Origin of the sequence: Streptomyces sp. NPDC001532 (assembly GCF_040298625.1) — a bacterium.
Classification (GTDB): domain Bacteria; phylum Actinomycetota; class Actinomycetes; order Streptomycetales; family Streptomycetaceae; genus Streptomyces.
The window spans coordinates 277,594-293,756 of the sequence record NZ_JBEPAL010000001.1; the positions used below are offsets into that span (position 1 = coordinate 277,594).

The window sequence follows — 16,163 nt, forward strand, 5'->3', positions numbered from 1 at the left end:
GCGAGGCGGTCGGTGAGACGGGGAAGCCTCGGCGGGCCGGAGGGGACCGGTCCGTCGTAGTCGTCACCCCGCTCCGGCGGGGGTTCAAGGGGGATGCGAGTACGCATGGCCAATTTCTCGAAATCGAACGTGCCACAGTTCTCGGTCGACGTGTACCAGAACGAGTACCTGCCGGAGGGCGGCCGGGAGGTCAACGCGATCGTCACGGTGACCGCGACCGGCGGCGGCACCGTCGGCAGCGCCGTGACCGCGCCGCACCTGTACTCACCCGGCGAGGGCCCGTCCGCGGCCGTGGCGATCATGGTCGACTGCTCGGGCTCGATGGACTACCCGCCGACCAAGATGCGCAACGCCCGGGACGCCACCGCCGCCGCGATCGACACCCTGCGCGACGGGGTGCACTTCGCGGTGATCGGCGGCACCCATGTGGCCAAGGAGGTCTATCCCGGCGGCGGTCGCCTCGCGGTCGCCGACCCCACCACCCGGGAGCAGGCCAAGTACGCGCTGCGCAAGCTCAGCGCGGGCGGCGGCACGGCGATCGGCACCTGGCTGCGGCTCGCCGACCGCCTGCTGTCCTCCGCGGACGTCGCCATCCGCCACGGGATCCTGCTCACCGACGGCCGCAATGAACACGAGTCACCCGAGGACCTGAAGGCCGCCCTGGACTCCTGCGCCGGCCGTTTCACCTGTGACGCGCGCGGTGTCGGCACCGACTGGGAAGTGAAAGAAGTCACAGGGATCGCCTCCGCCCTGCTCGGCACCGCCGACATAGTCGCCGACCCGGCCGCTCTCGCCGCCGACTTCACGCGGATGATGGAGACGGCGATGGGCAAGGAGGTCGCGGACGTCGCGCTGCGGCTGTGGACCCCGGTCGGCACCACCATCAAGTTCGTCAAGCAAGTCGCGCCGACCGTCGAGGACTTGACCGACCGCCGCACCGAGGCGAGCCCGCGCGCCGGCGACTACCCCACCGGTTCCTGGGGAGACGAGTCCCGTGACTACCACCTCTGCGTCGGGGTCCCGGCCGCGCACATCGGCCAGGAGATGCTGGCGGCCCGGGTCTCCCTGGTGATCCCGCAGCCCGACGGTACGGCCCAGAACCTCGGCGCCCAGGGTCTCGTACGGGCGGTGTGGACCGACGACATGGCCGCGTCGACGTCGATCAACCCTCAGGTCGCCCACTACACCGGCCAAGCCGAACTGGCACAGGTCATCCAACAAGGCCTCGATCTCCGCAAATCGGGTGACATCGATGGAGCAACGGCCAAACTGGGCCGCGCCGTTCAGCTCGCCGGCGCCTCCGGAAACGCGGATACTGCGAAACTCCTTGCGAAGGTGGTGGACGTGGTCGATGCCGCGACAGGTACTGTGCGACTGAAGGCGAAGGTCGCGGAGGCCGACGAGATGACTCTCGAAACTCGGTCCACAAAGACTGTTCGTGTAAAGAAGTGACATAAAGAGCAACGAGCCCGACCCCTCAGGGGTTGGAGAAATCCGGTCATAGCGGCCGGAAAAGGAGAGGGGGAAGCGCCGACATGCCGACCTGCCCGAACGGACACCAGTCGGGTTCCGACGACTGGTGCGAGGTCTGCGGTCACCGCATGGCCGGTGCCGTGCCCCCGCCTCCGCCGCCGCCTCCCGGTGGTGGCGGCTACGGTTTCCCGCCGCCTCCCGGACCGGGCGGCGCGCCGAGCGCCCAGCCCGAGCTCTGCCCGCAGTGCCGCACGCCCCGCGAGGGCGGTGCGCCGTTCTGCGAGGAGTGCCGCTGGAACTTCCTCACCAACACCGCGACGTCGTACACCCCGGCCGCCCCGCGCCCGCCGGCGCCCGGCCCCGGCGCGCACTTCCAGCGCCCGCCCGGCCCGCCGTCGTACGGCGGCACGGACCAGTACGAGTACCAGGGCTCCCGCCCCTCGCAGGTGAACCGCCCCGCCGAGCCGATCCCTCCGGGCCCGCACTTCGGCGAGCCGGGCGGCCCCGGCGGCCCCGCGGGTGGCCCCGCCGGTGGACCTGGGATGCCGCCCGGGCCGGGTGGTCCCGGTGGCCCGGGCGGTCCCGGCGCGCCTGGCGGGCACGGCGGGCCTGGCGGGCACGGCGGGCCCGGCGGGCACGGCGGGCCTGGCGGGCACGCCGGGCCTGGCGGCCCTGGTTCCTTCGGTGGGCCTGGTGGACCCGGCGGCCCCGGTGGACCTGGCGGTCCCTTCGGCAATGAGCGTCCCGGTGGCCCGGGCGGTCCGGGTGGTCCCGGTGGTCCGGGTGGCCCCTTCGGCAACGAGCGTCCTGGTGGTCCGGGCGGCCCCGGTGGTCCCGGCGGCTTCCCCGCCCCCGGCGGCCCCGGCGGTCCCGGTGCGCCTTCCGGCCCCGGCGGTCCCGGCGGCCCCAATGGTCCCAATGGCCCCTACGGCAACGAGCGTCCCGGTGTGCCCGGCCAGCCCGGCCCGCCGCCCGGCTTCGGCGCCGATCCCTCCCGTCCCGTCCCGCCCCCGCCGGGTCCGCCCGGTGGCCCCGGTGGTCCGGGTGGTCCGGGTGGTCCGGGCGGTCCCGGTGCGACGGGTGGCGCTCCGCAGGCGTTCCACCAGCCCGGCCCGGGTGGTCCCGGTGGCTTCGGCGGTTCGCCCGCCCCGCCCGCGTTCCCGCAGGAGCAGGGTCGCCCGCAGCCCGGCGGCCCCTCCTTCGGCGGCGGTGAGGACGACTGGGTGATCTCCCCGCCGTCCGGCGGCGCCCCCGGCGGCTACGGCTACCCGCACCCCGGTGCGACCCAGGCCCCGCCGCCCCGCCCCGCCCCGCAGGGCCCGGTGACCTGGACCGCGACCATCGGTCCGGACCGCGAGTACTTCATGGCGATGATGCAGCGCTCCGGCCCCGAGGCCGCGGGCCTGAACCTGCCCGCGTACTCGCCGGAGCAGCAGCGCACCCTCACCGGCAACCAGATCACCATCGGCCGCCGCCGCCATTCCACCGGCGACACCCCCGACATCGACCTGTCGGTACCGCCGGAGGACCCGGGCGTCTCGCACCAGCACGCGGTGCTGGTGCAGCAGCCGGACGGCAACTGGGCGGTCGTCGACCAGAACTCGACGAACGGCACCACGGTCAACGGGGCCGAGGAGCCGATCCAGCCGTTCGTGCCGGTGCCGCTCCAGGACGGCGACCGGGTGCACGTCGGCGCCTGGACGACGATCACCGTCCGGCGCGGCTGAGTCGGCGGACCCGGCCCGCTCGGCCGGTTCAGCCCGGAAGGGGCCAGGCGTACGGCCCCTCCGGGTCGTCCAGCCACGCCCACTCGCCCGCGCCGGTGACCGTGATGCCGTAGCGCTCGCGCTCCGGCCGGCCCTCGCGCTCCCACAGCGCGTACGCCTCCTGGGGATCGAGGCTGCCGCGGGTGAGCGCGACCAGGAAGCGGAACCGGTCGTCGTCCCGGCCCCGGCGCGGCACCGCGCCCAGCGCGGCCGGCTCGGGCCCGCCCCGGACGTCGCCGCGCAGCGGCACGAAGTAGGCGGCGCTGTCCAGGAAGGGGCCTTCGGCCTGGTCCGGGCCCTGGACCGTCAGGGTCACCAGTCCGGTGGCGAGCGGGGTGAGGACACGGCCGCCGGGGCGGCACTGGGCGAGCCAGGCGCGCGGGATCGACGGCAGTGCGCAGGTGGCGATGATCCGGTCGAACGGCGCGCGCTCCGGCACTCCGCGGGCGCCGTCGCCGGTGACGACGACCGGGTGGTATCCGGCGGTGTCCAGATGGCGCCGGGCGGACTCGGTGATCTCCGGTTCCAGGTCGACGGTGGTGACGAGGTCGCCGTCGCCGAGCCGGTGCGCGAGCAGCGCCGCGTTGTATCCGGTGCCCGCGCCGATCTCCAGGACCCGGTCGCCGTCCTCGACCCGCAGCTCGGCCAGCATCAGGGCCATCAGGGAGGGCTGGCTGCTGGAGGAGAGCAGTTCCCCGTCGCGCAGCCGGGTGGCCAGCGGGATGTCCTCGTAGGCCCCGCGCATCCAGCGCTCCCGCGCCTCCGGGTCAGGGTGCTCGCACCAGCGCCGCTCGTAGCCGTCCGGAGCCCCCTCGGCGCCCACGTAGTAGTACGGCACGAACAGATGCCGTGGCACCGCCGCGAACACCTCCCGCCACACCGGGTCCGCGGCCCAGGCGCCGCTCGCGTCGATCTCCCGCACCAGCGCGGCCCGGGCGGAGGCGGCGACGTCTTCCAGATCCCTCTCGGGAGGGTGCGCACCCATATGTCCACTGTGCTGCGGTTCACAGCCCGGTGCCAGCACGGGTGGGAGTGGTCGCGGTGCTTCATGAACACCGTGTTGCCGGGTGGCCTCGCCCAAGGTGCCCGGGCCGATACTGGCGGGACGGATCCGGGGCGGGGGCAGTGGTGGAGTGGTGGCTGGGGCTGGGCGGACTGGCCGCGGGACTGCTGACAGCGGTGGTGACCGCCCCGGTCGGCGTGTCGGGAGCGGTGTTCCTCCTCCCTGTCCAGCTGAGCGTCTTCGCGGTGCCCAGCCCAGCGGTCACACCGACGAACCTGCTCTTCAACGTCGTTGCCGGGCCCGGCTCGCTGTGGCGCCACCGGGCCACCGGCGCCCTGCGCGGCCCCCTCACCCGGCGTCTGCTGCTCGGCACCCTCCCGGGTGTGGTCGTCGGGGCGGCCGTCCGGGTCTTCGCCCTCCCCGGCCCCACGGTCTTCCGGCTCCTCATCGCCGGTTTCCTGCTCCCGCTCGGCCTGTGGCTGTGCGCCCGCACCCTTCGTCCGTCTCATCGCCTGACCGCCGCCGGACCCTCCGGCAGGACGGTCACCGCCCTCGCCTTCGCCGTGGGCGTCGTCGGCGGGATCTACGGCATCGGCGGCGGCTCCCTTCTCGGCCCGGTCCTCGTCGGCCGGGGCATGCCTGTCGCCCGCGTCGCCCCGGCCGCACTCGCCGCCACCTTCGCGACCTCCCTCGTCGGAGCCGCCACCTTCGGTCTGCTCTCCCTGACCGGACGCGGCGACATCGCACCGGACTGGTACCTGGGTCTGGCCTGCGGCCTCGGCGGACTCATCGGCGGCTACCTCGGTGCCCTCGTCCAGCCCCGCATTCCCGAAACCGCGCTGCGCCTCCTCCTGGGCACGCTCGCCGCCGCCATCGGCGCCCTCTACGCCGTCCAGATCCTCGCCTGAGAGGGGCTGGACCCGCGGCGTGGGAGGTCAGCCGCAGCAGTCGCGTCCGGGACGGCAACCGCACGCGTCCGTCCCGTCGGACGGCGCCGCCGCGGGGGCGCGGCAGCCCTTGCCCTGCCAGGTGTCGCGGCCCTCCTTCACCGCGAGTGCGGCGATGACGAGTGCGGCGATGACGAGTGCGGCGAGGGGGGCCGGCCCGGGACCGGCCGAGGCGGACCTAGGCTGGTTCGCAGATCATGCGGTACCGGCCCGGCCGGAAGTGAGAGGAGCTGGTGCCATGAGCCGCCACGAGCGGGAGCTGGCCGAAGCCCAGCGCGAGCACTGGCAGCACACCTACGACTCCCACCCCGGCATGTACGGGCAGGACCCCAGCGCGGCCGCACGCCACGCGGCCACCGTCTTCCGGGCGGCGGCGGGCCGGCGACTGCTGGAACTGGGCGCGGGTCACGGCCGTGACGCCCTGTTCCTCGCCCGCGAGGGCTTCACCGTCCAGGCCACCGACTTCTCCGCCACCGGCCTGGCACAGCTTCGGCAGGCGGCCCGCGACCGGACGTCGCCGAGCGGGTCACCACCCTGGTGCACGACGTGCGCGAGCCGCTGCCCCTGGCGGACGCGTCGGTCGACGGTGTCTTCGCCCACATGCTGCTGTGCATGGCGCTGTCGACCGAGGAGATCCACGCGGTGGCCGCGGAGGTCCGCCGCGTGCTGCGGCCGGGCGGCTCCTTCGTCTACACCGTCCGGCACACCGGTGACGCGCACCACGGGAGCGGCACCCCGCACGGTGACGACATCTACGAGCACGGCGGCTTCGCGGTGCACTTCTTCCCCCGCCACCTGGTCGACGCGCTCGCCGACGGCTGGACCCTCGTCGAGGTCCACGCCTTCGAGGAGGGCGAGCTGCCCCAGCGTCTGTGGCGCGTCACCCAGACTCTGCCCCGATGAGAACCGCACCGCCCGCGTGGCCGGGAAGGGGCGGGGTCCTAAGCCTCGAGTCCTCGGTCGTGCCGTCTGAGACCATGGGGGACGTGAATGAGATTCGGCGTGGCACGCTTCAGGAGCAGACCTTCTACGAGCAGGTCGGCGGGGAGGAGACCTTCCGTCGGCTCGTCCACCGTTTCTACGAGGGAGTCGCCGAGGACCCGCTCCTGCGGCCGATGTATCCCGAGGAGGACCTGGGCCCGGCGGAGGAGCGTCTGACGCTCTTCCTGATCCAGTACTGGGGCGGTCCCACGACGTACAGCGAGAACCGCGGCCACCCCCGGCTGCGGATGCGGCACGCCCCCTTCACCGTGGACCGCGCGGCGCACGACGCCTGGCTGAAGCACATGCGGGTCGCCGTGGAGGAGCTCGGGCTGTCCGAGGAGCACGAGCACACGCTGTGGAACTACCTGACGTACGCGGCGGCGTCGATGGTGAACACCGCGGGCTGAGCGGCCCGCCGGAGGGACGCGCGGGGTGTCGCGGGCGCGGCGCCGTCAGCGGACGCTGACGCCCAACGCCCCGAGCCCCGCCCGTCGTACGGCGATCGACCCGTACGGCGTCCGCAGTCGCAGCCAGGCCCCGCAGGAGAGCAGCGCCGGCTCCCGCGCGCCCGGGACCGGCCGCAGGAAGCCCAGTGACTGCGCCGCGTGCACGGCGCGCACCGGCAGCCTGGTCGCTCCGACGGTCCGGGTCCAGATCTCCGCGCCGATCCGGTCCAGCTCGGCCCGGGTGCGCGCCTCGGGCGCCAACTCCTGGGTCCGGGTACGGAATTCGGCGACCCCTGCGGCGACCATCGCGCGCAGCGCGTCCGTCTCCGGCAGTCCGGGCTCCGGCCGCCAGCCGCCGCGCGGCGGGAGCACACCCGCCCACGGCGGCCCGGTGACCGCGCCGGGCACCGCGGCCGTGGCCGCGGTCTCGTCGACGGACTCCAGGAGCTCTCCGGCGGAGACGGTGACGTCCAGCGTCACGTCGAGCCCGTTCTCGTACGGCTTGGCCAGGCGTACCGCGCGGATCGCCAGCACCTCGAAGGACGGCGGCCGTCCGAAGACGGCGAGGGCGGTGCCCGCCGCCTGGAGGCGCACCGCGGCTCCGCGGTCGTAGCGGAGCAGCCGGGTGAGGAAGGCGGCGAGATCCGCCGCCTCCCCCTCGTCGGCGAGGTGGAGCACCGTCATGCGGCGACGGCCTCCCCCTCGGCGTCCTTGTCCCCGGCGTTCTTGTCCTCGGCGTCGTCGGTGTACTGCTGGAGGAACTCGCGCTCCTCCGCGGTGATCCGGCGCGGTCGCTGCTGTTCGAAGTCGAACGGCACGATCACCGTGGACGCCCGGACGTAGATCTGGTCGCCGTCCTTCACCTCGTAGGTGAGGGTGAAGGACGCCGCCCTTATCTCGGTGACCCACAGCTCGATGTCCACGGGCGCGTGACGGTGGACGAGCTGGCGCTTGTAGTCGATCTCATGGCGCGCCACCACGGACCCCTGCTTGAACTCCTTGTCCGGGCGGAACAGGAAGTCGATACGGGCTTCCTCCAGGTAGCGGAGGAACACCACGTTGTTGACGTGGCCGTACGCGTCCATGTCCGCCCAGCGCAGCGGGCAGCGGTAGATGTGCCGCAAGATCGATCAGCCCCGGGTCAGCTTCTTGTAGGTGGCGCGGTGCGGACGCGCCGCGTCGGCGCCGAGCCGCTCGATCTTGTTCTTCTCGTACGACTCGAAGTTGCCCTCGAACCAGAACCACTTGGAGTCGCCCTCGTAGGCGAGGATGTGCGTGGCGACCCGGTCGAGGAACCAGCGGTCGTGGGAGACGACCACGGCGCAGCCCGGGAAGTCGAGCAGGGCGTTCTCCAGCGAGGAGAGCGTCTCGACGTCGAGGTCGTTGGTCGGCTCGTCGAGGAGCAGCAGGTTGCCGCCCTGCTTGAGGGTGAGCGCCAGGTTCAGGCGGTTGCGCTCACCGCCGGAGAGCACACCGGCTGGCTTCTGCTGGTCCGGGCCCTTGAAGCCGAAGGCGGAGACGTAGGCGCGGGACGGCATCTCGACCTGGCCGACGTTGATGTAGTCGAGCTCGTCGGAGACCACGGCCCACAGGGTCTTCTTCGGGTCGATGTTCTCGCGGCTCTGGTCGACGTACGAGATCTTGACGGTGTCGCCGACCTTGATCGAGCCGGAGTCCGGCGTCTCGAAGCCCTGGATCATCTTGAACAGGGTGGTCTTGCCGGCGCCGTTCGGGCCGATGACGCCGACGATGCCGTTGCGCGGGAGCGTGAAGGACAGGTCGTCGATCAGGACCTTCTCACCGAAGGCCTTGCTGAGGTTGTTGACCTCCACGACGATGTTGCCCAGTCGCGGGCCCGGCGGGATCTGGATCTCCTCGAAGTCCAGCTTCCGCATCTTCTCGGCCTCGGCGGCCATCTCCTCGTAGCGGGCCAGACGCGCCTTGGACTTGGCCTGCCGCCCCTTGGCGTTGGAGCGGACCCACTCCAGCTCCTCCTTGAGGCGCTTGGCGCGCTTGGCGTCCTTCTGCCCCTCGACCTTCAGACGGGTCTGCTTGGTCTCCAGGTACGTGGAGTAGTTGCCCTCGTACGGGTAGGCGCGGCCGCGGTCGAGCTCGAGGATCCACTCGGCGACGTTGTCCAGGAAGTACCGGTCGTGGGTGATGGCCACGACGGTGCCCGCGTACTTGGCGAGGTGCTGCTCCAGCCAGTTCACCGACTCGGCGTCGAGGTGGTTGGTGGGCTCGTCGAGGAGCAGCAGGTCGGGCGCCTCCAGCAGCAGCTTGCAGAGCGCGACGCGGCGCTTCTCACCACCGGAGAGGTTGGTGACGGGCCAGTCGCCGGGCGGGCAGCCCAGGGCGTCCATGGCCTGCTCCAGCTGGGCGTCGAGGTCCCAGGCGTTGGCGTGGTCCAGATCCTCCTGGAGCTTGCCCATCTCGTCGAGCAGCGCGTCCGAGTAGTCGGTGGCCATCAGCTCGGCGATCTCGTTGAACCGGTCGAGCTTGCCCTTGATCCCGGCGACACCGTCCTGGACGTTCTCCAGTACGGTCTTCTCCTCGTCGAGCTTCGGCTCCTGCATCAGGATGCCGACGCTGTAGCCGGGCGAGAGGAAGGCGTCACCGTTGGACGGCTGCTCCAGCCCGGCCATGATCTTCAGAACGGTGGACTTACCGGCACCGTTCGGGCCGACCACACCGATCTTCGCACCGGGCAGGAAGTTCAGCGTGACGTCGTCAAGGATCACCTTGTCGCCGTGCGCCTTGCGCGTCTTGCGCATGGTGTAGATGTACTCAGCCAAGAGGAACCGTCCGGCAGCTTGAATCTGGCAGTGGGCAGATACACCCCATACTGCCGTACCGCCACCCCTGGGCGGAAACGCGTCCAGGGTGGCGGCTCGGCGCACGACAGCGGGTGAGCGGAGCGTCACTCACTGTTGAGGTGTCAAAGAGCGGGACCTGTACTCAGTCCTGGGCCTTTTTCTTGCGGACCAGGAGCAGGGCCGCGCCGCCGAGGACGACCAGGCCGATGGCCACGCCGCCGATCACCGGGGTGGCGCCGGAGCTGCCGGTCTCGGCGAGGTTGACGTCCGTCTCGGGGACGCCGACCGTGGCGGGGCTGGGCTCGCTGAGGGTCTGGGTGGTCGTGCCGGTGTCGTCGGCCTCGCCGGCCTGGGTGCGGCAGTCGAGGACGCCGGTGAAGCGCTCGGCCCTGCCGCTCGGCCCGGTGATCGTGAAGTCGTAGGCCTGGTCCTCCTGGAGCGGGACCGTGACCGTGCGGGTCTCGCCGGCGGCGATGGTGTGTTCGGCGCCCATCAGCTCGAAGGTGAACGGGGCGTCGCCCTCGTTGACGGCGGTGATGTCCACGCCGCCCTCGGCGCAGTTCTCCGCCGCGGACAGCGCCGGTATGGCGCCCGTCTCCGCCCAGGTAGCGCTCGCCGTCGCCGAGACGGTGGACTCGCTGGAGCCGGCCAGGATCTGGGTCTGGCTGCGGCTGTCGGAGGCGAAGGCCCGGCCGACCGGCACGGTGGTGGACGCCTGCACGGTCAGCTCGGCGGAGCCGTCCGGCGTGTCGGCGGGCACCTCGAAGAACAGTCTGCTGCCGTCCTGCGCGGTGGTGGCGGCCTTGCCGTCCTCGTCGACGATCCGCACCCCGCTGGTGGCCGTGTCGGCCGGCGGCGTCACCGTGACGCTGTCGGCGTTGGTGCGCACCGTCACCGGGCCGAGCAGCCCGCCGGGGTGGCCGGAGAGCGCGGGCGGGTCCAGGGTGAGCGACGCCTTCGGCTCCGCCTCGTCACGGGCGCTGTCCTGGAGGTAGTCCGCCAGCTTCTCGGCCTGCGGGTCGACGGCCTCGACGTCCACCCCGTCGGAGTACCGCCAGATGGCCACCTGGGTGCCGGCCGCCGCGTCCTGCTCGCTGAGGCCGCCGCGGACGCCCGCCTTGCGGGCCAGCTCCGCGAGATCGTTGACCTGCGGATAGGAGTTCCGCAGGATCCAGCGGATCCGGCCGGCGTCCTCGTTGGCACCCAGCGAGGTGCCGCTCCACGGGGTCTCGTGGTACTTGGCGTCCTTCTGCGTGGGGTTGTGGATGTCGACGCAGTACGTCTGGAGGGTGCCACCGCCCTCGACGGACATCTCGAACAGGCCCGCCGACAGCTGCTGGTCCCCGGTGTCGGTGTGCACCACGGCCGCGCCGTACGTCTTCAGGCCGCCGATGGTGGCGGTCGCTCCGCCCTGGGGCCGGGCCGCTCCGCCCTCGGCCGCGGCCGGCCCGGCGGTGGCCGTCACGGCGGCCACGGCGAGCCCGGACACCAGTGTCGCGGCGGCGAACCTGGCCGCCCCTCGCCCGCACGCGGATCGTGCGGAGAACGCAGAAAGCACGTAATTCCCCTTCGAGCAGGACCCGTTGACGTGGGGGGCACGGTCCCACCAGCAGAGTCGTCAAACCCCTAGAGCCATGTCCGGCATCCTAAGGACGCGTACGCACCGCCTTTCCCGATGGTCCCTTCGGACCGGCGATCCGACTCGTAATCGTTATCGCCGAGGCGGGCTTGAGCTGGGCTTATCGATAAATCCACCCGACCGTTCGGAGCGCATTCGCCGATAAGCCGCACTTCGGTCAGCCCATCGCGGGCGCTGACGTCACGTCACCAGCGCCGGTGCCGCGAGTGCTTGTCGCTCACCGGAGTCCACTGGCTCCGAACCCTCCTCCGGGGTCTCCCAGTTGGGTTCGGGGCGCTGTGGCGTGACCGCCGCTCCTTCGGCCCGGACCGAGCGCCGGAAGGCCGAGGTGCCGCGGGAGAGATCATGCCCGATCGCCACGGCGTCGATGTCCGCCGAGGTCCGGTTCTGCCCCTCGCGCGCCTCCGTGCGCACCTTCAGCCGGCCCTGCACCACGACCGGGTCGCCGACGTTCACCGAGGCCGTCACGTTCGCGGCGAGCTGGCGGTTGGCCCACACCGTGAAGAAGTTGGTGTGCCCGTCCGTCCAGGCGTTCTTCTCCCGGTCCAGATAGCGGGCGGTCACCGCGAGCCGGAACCGCGCCGACGGTCCCGACGGCAGCTCCCGGTAGACCGGCTGGGTCGCCACATTGCCCACCGCGCAGACGATCGTCTCGTTCATCTCGGCCCCTCCCTCGCACGGGCTTCTCCCGTACGGCTGCGTCTGGTTCCGGCGACCGCGTCCGTCGCGATCGCCGTACGCCCAGACTGCCTCCGTTCCGCCGAGTCCGCCGCGGCCTGTGGACCCCCGGCCCACCTGTGCAGAACCCCGCCACCCGAACGGGTGACGGGGTTCTGCACACGGTCAGCACACAGCCCTTCAGCTGCCTCCCGCCCCCACTCCGATGACCCGCCCGTACTGCTCGCGCACCTCGCGGTACCGCAGCAGCTCCGCCGCCACCGGATCCAGCACCCGCGCCCGCCCGCACCCCGCGGCCGCCTCGCGCAGTCTGCGTTCCGCCTCCGTCCCGTACCGCTTGGCCGGCCCCCGCGCCGCCATCCGGCAGCCCCACTCCACCAGCGGGCCGCCGACGATCCCGGCCACCATCAACAGCACCGGCACGCCCAGGTTCGGTGACATGACCCCGATGATCTGCCCCAACAGCCACAGCCCGCCGAGCACCTGGAGGATCGTCATGGACGCCTGCGCCAGCACGGCCACCGGCCACCAGCCCGGCCGCGGCGGCCGCCCCGGCGGCAGTCCGGCCCGCGCCGTCAGCTCGTCCAGCGCCTCGGGCAGCCCCTGCGCCCCGCGCACGGCCGCCTCCCGCACCGCCTGCGCCCACGGCGCGGGCAGCCCGGTCACCGCGCGGTCCGCGACCGTCCGTACCGCCTGCTCGACCCGCTGCCGCGCGGTGGCCTCCTCGTCCGGCTGGGTGCGCACCAGCGTCCGGCCGGTGGGCGGCTCGCTCCGGTCCTGGTACCAGCGCCAAAGCCGTAGCCAGGGCGTTCCGCACGCCCGGTTGGCGTTGCGCAGCCAGGCCCGCTCGGCCGCCTCGCCGGCCGCCGTGGCGCCCACCGCGTCGGCGAGCCGCGCGGAGAACTCGTCCCGCGCCTCCTCGCTGAGCCCGGTGCGCCGGCCGGTGGCGTAGACGGGCCGCAGCCGCCAGGCGGCGGCGTCCAGATCGGCCGAGATCCGCCGGGCGGCGGCGCCCCGCTCGGCGACGAACTGGCCGAGCGCCTCGCGCAGTTCCCCGACGCCGTCCCCGGTGAGCGCGGACAGCGCCAGCACGGTCGCGCCGGTCTCGCCGTACTCCCCGAGGGCGATCCCGTCCTCGTCGAGCAGCCGCCGCAGATCGTCGAGGACCTGCTCGGCCGCCTCGCCGGGCAGCCGGTCGACCTGGTTCAGGACGACGAACATGACCTCGGCGTGCCCGGCCATGGGCCGCAGATAGCGCTCGTGCAGCACGGCGTCGGCGTACTTCTCCGGGTCGACGACCCAGATCACCGCGTCCACCAGGGCCAGCACCCGGTCCGCCTGCTCGCGGTGCTGCACGGCCGCCGAGTCCAGGTCGGGCAGGTCGACCAGGACCAGCCCGCGCAGCTGGGCCTCGGCCTCGGCGCTGTGCATCGGCCGCCGCCGCAACCGGCCGGGGATGCCGAGCCGGTCGATGAGTCCGGCGGCGCCGTCGCTCCAGCTGCACGCGATGGGCGCGGCCGTGGTGGGACGCCGTACGCCGGTCTCCGAGATGGTCACCCCGGCGAGCGCGTTGAACAGCTGCGACTTGCCGCTGCCGGTGGCGCCCGCGATGGCGACGACGGTGTGCTGCCCGGAGAGCCTGCGGCGCGCCGCCGCCTCGTCGAGCACCCGGCCCGCCTCGGCGAGCGTGCGGCTGTCCAGCCGGGTCCGGGACAGCCCGACCAGCTCGCGCAGGGCGTCCAGCCGGGACCGCAACGGCCCGTCGTACGCCAGCGGCGCCGCGGTCTGCGGGCCGCCGCCGCGGGTCTCCGCGGCGGCGGCCGGCTCGACGACGGCCCCTTCGCCGACCCGCCGGGCGATCAGCCCGTCGTCCCAGGCGGGCCCGGACTCGGCGCCGGTACGAGGTGAGGAGTCGTCGTCGGCCTCCACGCGCGCGTGGACGTCACTCACGCGCCGCGCGGGCTTGTCGTCACGGCGGTCGTCTCTGCGGTCGTCCTGGCGGTGGTCACGGCGGTCGTCCTGGCGGTCCTGCGTGGGCTTCTTGTCCCCGGAATCGGTCTCTTGGTGGGCGCGGTCGGCGTGCGCCGAACCGTCCGGCGCCGGATCCGGCGCCGCGGACTCCTCGGAGGCCTCCGACTCCGCCGACGTGCCCGCGCGTGAGGCAGGCGCGCCATCGATGGTCTCCGCGAGGTCGGCGAGGTTCTCGGCCCCGCCCTCCGCCGACGCCTCGGCACCGTCCGCCTCTCGGACCTCATCGGCCCTCTGAGCCTCTGCCTCCACATCCACCTCCGAGCCCCCCGACGGCTCACCGTCAGCGCTGTGACCGGCGTCATCGCCGCGGTCGACGTGCTCAGCACGATCAGCACGGCCGACACGATCCACACGACCGGCGTGATCGACCTGACCGGCACGGCCGACATGACCCATGTGATCGCCACGGTCGACGAGATCACTGGAATCACTGGGATCGCCGTGATCGCCGCGATCGACGGGATTCATGTGCTGCATGTGCTGCATGTGATTCATGTGATCGACAGGACTGGCATGACCGCTGTGCTCGGCGTACTCCGTGTGGTCCTGGTCAGTGACGGCGGTCACCGGTCACCTCTCCTTCTGCAGTACGGACAGCGCGGCGATGAGTTCGGCCTGTGGCTCGGCGTGGACGTCGAGGGCGTCGAGCGGGGCGAGGCGGCGTTCGCGTTCGGTGTGCATCACGCGGTCCAGGTGCTCGGCGAGCAGCCGGCCGCCGCGGTCGCGCAGCCGCAGCGCCCCGTGCGCGCCGATCCGCTCGGCCAGCCCCTCACCCGCCGACCGGGCCCGGCGGCCGCCCAGCAGCACGGTGGCGACCAGCGCGGCGACCACCTCGGGATCGGGCGCGACGCTCCGTTCCAGATGGCGTACTTCCTCCTCGGCGCACTCCTCCAGCTCGCGCCGCCAGCGCCGGACGGCCAGTCCGATCCGGTGCTCGGCGCTCTCCGGGCCGGGGTCGCGGTCGAGCTCCGGGGCGGCCGCCGCGGGTTCACGCCGCCAGGTGTCGTCGACGCGCTCGTCGGCGGCGGTGACGGAGCACAGCAGGAGGTCGCTCAGGCTGTCCACGAGCGCGTCCAGCAGTTCTCCTGCGGTGCAGTCGAGCGGGAAGGCCCGCCAGCGCTTGAGGGCGTCACCGGCGAGCACCGCTCCGGCCTGGAGCCGGCCCCGTACGCGCGCGTGCTCGCTGTCGTAGGCGGCGTCCACGGCGTTGGTGAGGCGCAGGGCGGCCGCGTACTGCGCGGCGGCGGCACTGGCCAGCTCGGGCATCCGGGCCTTGAGGGAGTCGAGGACGCCGTGCGCGGTACGGGTCAGGACGTTCCGGCGGGCGGCCGGGTCCTGGGCCTGGTGGACGAGCCAGGTGCGCAGCGGCGCGACGGCACTGGCGGGCAGCAGGCCGCCGCCCCAGGCCGACTCGGGCAGCTCGGGCACCGTGAACCGGGGCACGTCGCCGAGCCCGGCCTTGGTGAGCAGGGCGCCGTACTGCCGTGAGACCTCGGAGACGACCTGGTGCGGCACGCGGTCGAGCACGGTGACCAGCGTGGCCTGGTACTCCTTGGCGGTGCGCAGCAGGTGCCAGGGCACCGCGTCGGCGTACCGGGCCGCCGTGGTGACCATCACCCAGATGTCGGCGGCGCAGATCAGTTCGGCGGCGAGGAAGCGGTTGTCGGCGACCAGGGAGTCGACGTCCGGGGCGTCGAGGAGGGCGAGGCCGCGCGGGAGGGTGTCGGTGGTCTCGACGCGCAGCACGCGCGCCGGATCCTCGCCGGGGAGCACCAGTTCCTCACCGGGCCCCTGTTGGGTCGTCCACACCCGGGTAAGACCGGGCAGCACGCGCATGCCGCTGAACCAGTGATGGTCCTCCGGGTTGCAGACGAGCACCGGCGTCCGTGTCGTCGGCCGCAGCACGCTCGCCTCGCTGACCCGCCGTCCGACCAGCGAGTTGACGAGAGTCGACTTCCCGGCCCCGGTGGAGCCCCCCACGACGGCCAGCAGCGGCGCTTCGGGCTCTCTCAACCGGGGCACCAAGTAGTCGTCGAGCTGAGCGAGGAGTTCGTCGCGGTTGGCACGCGCGCGTGGGGCCCCCGCCAGGGGCAGCGGGAAGCGTGCGGCGGCGACACGGTCGCGCAGCGCGGAGAGTGCGTCGAGCAGCTGAGGCCGTACGTCCAAGGTCACCACATGCGAAGAATGCCCAATTTTATGGGATTTCTGAAGCATATGAGCATGTCTGCGCGCCGACAGAACACAAGGGACGGAAGGGGCGACTGGGACACGGCGACAGGCGAGGCATAACGAGTGCACAACACCCGGTGCGCGAGGCGTCAAAAGCGATGCACGATTCGTACCTGCCTGCGATTATCAGGACCGCTTCACCGAACCTCCA

Annotated in this window: 13 protein-coding genes and 1 pseudogene; 5 read left to right on the top strand and 9 right to left on the bottom strand. The window is 72.8% G+C overall.

The window, feature by feature from the left end; all coding sequences use genetic code 11:
* Positions 1 to 105 precede the first annotated feature (105 nt).
* Positions 106 to 1,452 (top strand): vWA domain-containing protein, encoded by a 1,347-nt coding sequence (locus ABT232_RS01210; RefSeq protein ID WP_351834110.1) that lies wholly within the window; start codon positions 106 to 108, stop codon positions 1,450 to 1,452.
* An 83-nt stretch (positions 1,453 to 1,535) separates the two neighbouring features.
* Positions 1,536 to 3,200 (top strand): FHA domain-containing protein, encoded by a 1,665-nt coding sequence (locus ABT232_RS01215; protein ID WP_351834112.1) that lies wholly within the window; start codon positions 1,536 to 1,538, stop codon positions 3,198 to 3,200.
* Between the two features lie 28 nt (positions 3,201 to 3,228).
* On the opposite strand, the gene ABT232_RS01220 is transcribed toward ABT232_RS01215, so the two are convergent.
* Entirely contained in the window at positions 3,229 to 4,224 is a 996-nt protein-coding gene (locus ABT232_RS01220; protein ID WP_351834113.1) for a methyltransferase domain-containing protein, read from the bottom strand.
* 143 nt (positions 4,225 to 4,367) lie between these two features.
* Here ABT232_RS01220 and ABT232_RS01225 point away from each other — a divergent pair, with 143 nt between their 5' ends.
* Positions 4,368 to 5,150 carry a TSUP family transporter gene (locus ABT232_RS01225; RefSeq protein ID WP_351834115.1) on the top strand — a complete coding sequence of 261 codons (783 nt, stop codon included), beginning with the start codon at positions 4,368 to 4,370 and terminating at the stop codon, positions 5,148 to 5,150.
* Positions 5,151 to 5,177: 27 nt separating this feature from the next.
* Here the strand turns inward: ABT232_RS01225 and ABT232_RS01230 are convergent.
* Positions 5,178 to 5,321 (bottom strand): annotated as a pseudogene (locus ABT232_RS01230) (cation transporter); the annotation flags it as partial.
* 414 nt (positions 5,322 to 5,735) lie between these two features.
* Here ABT232_RS01230 and ABT232_RS01235 point away from each other — a divergent pair.
* On the top strand, positions 5,736 to 6,092 hold the full coding sequence (locus ABT232_RS01235) for a methyltransferase domain-containing protein (RefSeq protein ID WP_351834118.1): 357 nt from the start codon (positions 5,736 to 5,738) through the stop codon (positions 6,090 to 6,092).
* A gap of 74 nt (positions 6,093 to 6,166) precedes the next feature.
* Positions 6,167 to 6,580 carry a globin gene (locus tag ABT232_RS01240; RefSeq protein WP_351834120.1) on the top strand — a complete coding sequence of 138 codons (414 nt, stop codon included), beginning with the start codon at positions 6,167 to 6,169 and terminating at the stop codon, positions 6,578 to 6,580.
* Between the two features lie 45 nt (positions 6,581 to 6,625).
* Here ABT232_RS01240 and ABT232_RS01245 read toward each other — a convergent pair whose 3' ends face one another.
* From ABT232_RS01245 to ABT232_RS01275, 7 genes are all read right to left on the bottom strand, one after another.
* A complete protein-coding gene (locus ABT232_RS01245; protein WP_351834123.1) occupies positions 6,626 to 7,303 on the bottom strand; it encodes a DUF8010 domain-containing protein in 678 nt (225 codons plus the stop codon).
* Positions 7,300 to 7,743 (bottom strand): acyl-CoA thioesterase, encoded by a 444-nt coding sequence (locus ABT232_RS01250; RefSeq protein ID WP_351834125.1) that lies wholly within the window; start codon positions 7,741 to 7,743, stop codon positions 7,300 to 7,302. The genes ABT232_RS01245 and ABT232_RS01250 overlap by 4 nt, the downstream gene beginning before the upstream one ends.
* Before the next feature lie 6 nt (positions 7,744 to 7,749).
* Entirely contained in the window at positions 7,750 to 9,414 is a 1,665-nt protein-coding gene (gene ettA, locus ABT232_RS01255; protein ID WP_351834128.1) for an energy-dependent translational throttle protein EttA, read from the bottom strand.
* A gap of 163 nt (positions 9,415 to 9,577) precedes the next feature.
* Positions 9,578 to 10,993 (bottom strand): Cys-Gln thioester bond-forming surface protein, encoded by a 1,416-nt coding sequence (locus ABT232_RS01260; protein WP_351834131.1) that lies wholly within the window; start codon positions 10,991 to 10,993, stop codon positions 9,578 to 9,580.
* 261 nt (positions 10,994 to 11,254) lie between these two features.
* Positions 11,255 to 11,734, bottom strand: coding sequence for a single-stranded DNA-binding protein (locus tag ABT232_RS01265; RefSeq protein ID WP_351834132.1), 480 nt, complete (start codon positions 11,732 to 11,734; stop codon positions 11,255 to 11,257).
* A gap of 198 nt (positions 11,735 to 11,932) precedes the next feature.
* Positions 11,933 to 14,251: a YfjP family GTPase gene (locus tag ABT232_RS01270; protein WP_450871661.1), complete on the bottom strand. Its 2,319-nt coding sequence runs from the start codon at positions 14,249 to 14,251 to the stop codon at positions 11,933 to 11,935.
* Between the two features lie 102 nt (positions 14,252 to 14,353).
* Complete coding sequence (locus ABT232_RS01275; protein WP_351834134.1) at positions 14,354 to 15,958, bottom strand: dynamin family protein; 1,605 nt, start codon at positions 15,956 to 15,958, stop codon at positions 14,354 to 14,356.
* Positions 15,959 to 16,163 lie beyond the last annotated feature (205 nt).

Excerpts from the sequence above, each read along its gene's own strand:
- ABT232_RS01270 (WP_450871661.1), bottom strand. The coding sequence starts at position 14,251 with ATGAATCCCGTCGATCGCGGCGATCACGGCGATCCCAGTGATTCCAGT.
- ABT232_RS01265 (WP_351834132.1), bottom strand. The coding sequence starts at position 11,734 with ATGAACGAGACGATCGTCTGCGCGGTGGGCAATGTGGCGACCCAGCCG.
- ABT232_RS01215 (WP_351834112.1), top strand. The coding sequence starts at position 1,536 with ATGCCGACCTGCCCGAACGGACACCAGTCGGGTTCCGACGACTGGTGC.
- ABT232_RS01220 (WP_351834113.1), bottom strand. The coding sequence starts at position 4,224 with ATGGGTGCGCACCCTCCCGAGAGGGATCTGGAAGACGTCGCCGCCTCC.
- ABT232_RS01240 (WP_351834120.1), top strand. The coding sequence starts at position 6,167 with ATGGGGGACGTGAATGAGATTCGGCGTGGCACGCTTCAGGAGCAGACC.
- ABT232_RS01210 (WP_351834110.1), top strand. The coding sequence starts at position 106 with ATGGCCAATTTCTCGAAATCGAACGTGCCACAGTTCTCGGTCGACGTG.
- ABT232_RS01245 (WP_351834123.1), bottom strand. The coding sequence starts at position 7,303 with ATGACGGTGCTCCACCTCGCCGACGAGGGGGAGGCGGCGGATCTCGCC.